Here is a 4,304-nt window from a genome sequence, read left to right as displayed (position 1 = left end):
ACGCGGGCATGAGGAGACACGTCATGGCAGACAAGTCCAGTAGTTCTCAAAATGCAGGAGCCGCTCCTGCCGTAGACGATCCGGCCGCCGTACGGAACGTGGTGCTGGTAGGCCCGTCCGGCGGCGGCAAGACCACTATGGTGGAGGCACTGCTGGTCGCCTCCGGCGTGTTGTCCAGAGCCGGCTGCATCGCCGACGGCACCACGGTCTGCGACCACGACGATGCCGAGATCCGCCAGCAGCGCTCGGTCGGGCTGGCCTTGGCATCGCTGTTGCACGACGGCGTCAAGGTGAATCTGGTCGACACTCCGGGCTACGCCGATTTCGTCGGCGAACTGCGGGCCGGGCTGCGCGCCGCGGACTGCGCCCTATTCGTGATCGCGGCCAACGAAGACGTCGACGAACCGACCAAGTCCCTCTGGCAGGAGTGCAGCCAGGTCGGCATGCCACGGGCGGTGGTGATCACCAAACTCGACCACGCCAGGGCCAACTATCAGAATGCGCTCTCGACGGCCCAAAATGCGTTCGGGGACAAGGTGTTACCGCTGTACCTGCCCGCCGGCGACGGGCTGATCGGGCTGCTGTCGCAGACGCATTATGAGTACCAGGGCGGCAAGCGGACCACGCATTCGCCGGATCCGTCGTACGCCGATCAGATCGAAGAAGCGCGCGGCACGTTGATCGAGGGAATCATCGAGGAGTCCGAAGACGAATCGCTGATGGAGCGTTACCTCGGCGGCGAAAAGATCGACGAGTCGGTGTTGATCGAGGATCTGGAGAAGGCAGTTGCCCGTGGCTCGTTTTTCCCGGTGATTCCGGTCTGCAGCAGCTCAGGCGTCGGCACGCTGGAACTGTTGGAGGTCGCCACCCGCGGATTCCCGTCTCCGGCGGAACACCCGCTGCCCGAGGTCTTTACGCCGCAGGGTGCCGTTTTCACCAAGGTAACTTGCGGCTCCGAATCGCCGCTGCTGGCCGAGGTGGTGAAGACGACCTCAGATCCCTACGTCGGCAGGCTAAGCCTGGTCCGGGTGTTCTCCGGCACCATCCGGCCCGACACGACGGTTCATGTGTCGGGCCATTTCTCGTCCTTCTTCGGCTCGTCTAACGGCGCGGGCAACAGCCACGTCGACCACGACGAGGACGAACGCATCGGTGCGCTGTCCTTCCCGTTGGGCAAGCAGCAACGGCCCGCATCGGTGGTGCTGCCCGGTGACATGTGCGCGATCGGCCGGCTTAGCCGGGCGGAAACCGGCGACACCCTGTCGGACAAGGGCGAACCGCTGGTGCTCAAACCGTGGATCATGCCGGAATCGCTGCTGCCGGTTGCCATTCAGGCACACGCCAAGACCGACGAGGACAAGCTGTCAGTCGGGTTGGGACGGTTGGCCGCCGAGGATCCGACACTGCGCATCGAGCAGAATCCGGAGACACACCAGGTTGTGCTGTGGTGCATGGGTGAGGCGCACGTCGGCGTCGTACTCGACGCGCTGGAGAACCGCTACGGCGTCGCCGTGGACACTGTCGAGCTGCGGGTACCTCTGCGGGAAACGTTCGGCGGCAAGGCAAAAGGCCATGGCCGACACGTCAAGCAGTCCGGCGGCCACGGCCAGTACGCGGTTTGCGACATCGAAGTGGAACCGCTACCGGAGGGGTCGGGTTTCGAATTCGTCGACAAGGTAGTGGGCGGCGCGGTACCGCGGCAATTCATCCCCAGCGTGGAAAAGGGGGTGCGCGCTCAGATGGAAAAGGGCGTGCACGTCGGATACCCCGTGGTCGACATCCGTGTCACGCTGCTCGACGGCAAGGCGCACAGCGTCGACTCGTCGGATTTCGCCTTCCAGATGGCCGGCTCGCTTGCGTTGAAGGAGGCCGCGGCGGCGACCAAGGTGAACCTGCTTGAGCCGATCGACGAGATCTCGGTGCTGATACCCGACGATCTGGTCGGCGGGGTGATGGGCGACCTATCCGGGCGTCGCGGCCGGGTGCTGGGTACCGACACCGCCGGCAATGACCGCACATTGGTGAGAGCCGAAGTGCCGCAGGTCGAGTTGACTCGTTACGCCATCGACTTGCGGTCGCTGTCACACGGCGCAGCCTCGTTCACCCGCTCCTTTGCCCGGTACGATCCGATGCCGGACTCCGCTGCGGTCAGGGTGAAATCCGCGAACTGACACGTGGGGTTCTACCGTTCCTCATTAGTGAGCAGGAGTGAGTCCTGTGCGGCCCGAACGGTTTTGGCCGCTGGCGGTGGGTGTTCTCTGGTGGACCGGCACGCCTCGTCGTCGTTGTGGGCGTGGCGGTGAGCCAGAACTACGGCACCGTCGTGGTGTGGTGCTCGGGTGGTGGTCGGGTCTGGCCGGTGGAGTGCCCGTACTCGTCCGCTGTCGGGTACGGGGTCCTGCCGGCCGCCGCCTGATCGCCAGGCCGAGGCCACGTCTGCCGATCGCGGCCGCCGCACCGTGATGGACGGTGATGGTGGCCGGTTCGGAAGTCTGTTGTTGCAGGGGTTTGCGCCAGTGCTGGTTTCCCCAGCGACTGGTATAGGCCGGGTCCACCCCGATGACCGCGATCCCACTCCGGCTGGCCATGCCAGTCAGCCGGGTCCGAAACTTGGCGGTAGGCATCCCGGCGATGGTGGCGCGCAACCGTTTCCCGCGCCGTGCACGGCCCAGGGTTTCTCGGCCTGTGGCGCGTGCGTCGGCGAAATCGAGCTTCTCCACCACGACCGCCGAGCAGTTCTGCTGGTGGGCAAGCTCGAGCAATGTGCTGATGGCCGCACGGACCCGCCCGTCGCGTCGTGATGCTTTGAGCCCCGCGGTCTCGACGGCGATAGTGACGGGTTCACCGACCGGGTTGCCGGAGGCGTCGAGCACGCACGCGGCCAGGTGATCGGCGTTGAGGTCCACACCCAACACGCGGCCGGCCCGCAGGTCATCGAGCTCAGGCCCCGGGGCGGGGCTGGTGGTCCACGATGCGTCTAAATACCAACGCTCGCGGTCGGGGTCGTAGCTGATGTCGTAGCGCACCGCTTGCCGCGCGGCGACTCGCGCCCACCATTCGGCGCCGCGGTGGCTGAACTGCACCGGCGCGGCGACCACCAGATGGGTACCGAGCTCGTCGGCGAGGGCGGCGGGCACCTTGATTCGCAGCCGGCCCGCCGCATCGACCCGGATGGTCTCATTGCCACCGGCCTTGCCCGACTCCCCGTCGGCGGTCACAAACAGCCGCGCCGCATCCCACTCGTTGCGCCACTGCTGTTCGGTCATGCCGGCCGCGTCGAGGTGATGACGGCTGCGCCACAACCGTTTCCCACCCACCGTGATCGACGCGCGACCCGCAGCCAACGCCATTTCAGCAGCCACCAACCGGGTCCGTAATACCGCCAGACGGCGGGTCTTGGCAAACCGCTCCGCTGCGCTCCGATACCCACGACGACGACGGCGCCGCGATCGGCCGCCGATCTTAGCGTCAGCGACCGGCGCAAGCTCACCAGGCCGCAGCACACACCGAGCCTCGATGACCTCTACCGCGGCACGCAAATCCGCTACCTGGGCCGCCAAGCCCCGCATGCCCAGCTGGTATTGATCCTCCACGGCGCGGGTGATCGCCCCCGCCCACCGCGACGACGACACCGCCGTGAGAGCCTGCTTACGCTGCGCACGCCACGCCGCGTGAGCCCTATGACCCAAGCGCCCCAGCTGAATCCGCTCCGCCAACTCGCTCCGATATACCGACCCGAGAAGCTGGCCGATCGCGGTCAACGCCGCTGCCTCATCGGCACTCGGATGTATCCGGGTGCCGATCCGCGCCCCGGCCGGGGCCGCAGCCACCACCGGATCCCCAATCCGGCGCAGCGGCTTACCCATGGCGCTCATCCTCGCCCGTGGCACCGACAAGTTTCGGCCCCGATGTTGCGCTGGGCGCACCCGACGGCCTTCAACGCGCGGTTCCGCGCCGAGCGCCGCCCATACAGGCGAGCACAGAACGAGGTGAGAACCTCCACCATGTCGCGCACCAGATCGTCGGTGACCTCACCGGAATCCAGCACCACCAGCCGGCGGCCATGCGCCGACAGCGCCGCCTCCACCAACTCGGTGTTCATCCGCCCCAACCGATCCCGATGCTCCGCCACGATCACAGTGACCTCGGGGTCTGCCAAAAGGCGACGAATCTTGGTGCGCGCACCATCCATCCCGGATCCGACCTCGGCCTCCGCGCGCAGTACACGATGTCCCGCGTTCGCGGCCCACTCGGCAAGCCGAGCGGCCTGACGATCAAGGTCCGCCTTCTGGTCATGGCTGGAC

At 66.7% G+C, this 4,304-nt stretch carries 3 protein-coding genes; 1 reads left to right on the top strand and 2 read right to left on the bottom strand.

The features are described from left to right. Positions 1-23 precede the first annotated feature (23 nt). Positions 24-2,171 (top strand): elongation factor G-like protein EF-G2, encoded by a 2,148-nt coding sequence (locus WAN71_RS19825; RefSeq protein WP_422226962.1) that lies wholly within the window; start codon positions 24-26, stop codon positions 2,169-2,171. A gap of 24 nt (positions 2,172-2,195) precedes the next feature. On the opposite strand, the gene WAN71_RS19820 is transcribed toward WAN71_RS19825, so the two are convergent. Together WAN71_RS19820 and WAN71_RS19815 are read right to left on the bottom strand one after the other, a co-directional pair. After that, a complete protein-coding gene (locus tag WAN71_RS19820; RefSeq protein WP_422226961.1) occupies positions 2,196-3,866 on the bottom strand; it encodes a hypothetical protein in 1,671 nt (556 codons plus the stop codon). 5 nt (positions 3,867-3,871) lie between these two features. After that, positions 3,872-4,304, bottom strand: a 433-nt coding sequence (locus WAN71_RS19815; protein WP_422226960.1) for an IS607 family transposase, incomplete at its 5' end; no start/stop codon positions are given.

This window comes from Mycobacterium sp. (assembly GCF_049280035.1).
Classification (GTDB): Bacteria; Actinomycetota; Actinomycetes; order Mycobacteriales; family Mycobacteriaceae; genus Mycobacterium.
The sequence above is the reverse complement of the archived record's forward strand: the minus strand, read 5'-3'. Positions and strand labels throughout refer to the sequence as shown.

What these genes read in the sequence shown, in the direction of transcription:
- WAN71_RS19825 (WP_422226962.1), top strand. Translation starts at nt 24, where the DNA reads ATGGCAGACAAGTCCAGTAGTTCTCAAAATGCAGGAGCCGCTCCTGCC.
- WAN71_RS19820 (WP_422226961.1), bottom strand. Translation starts at nt 3,866, where the DNA reads ATGGGTAAGCCGCTGCGCCGGATTGGGGATCCGGTGGTGGCTGCGGCC.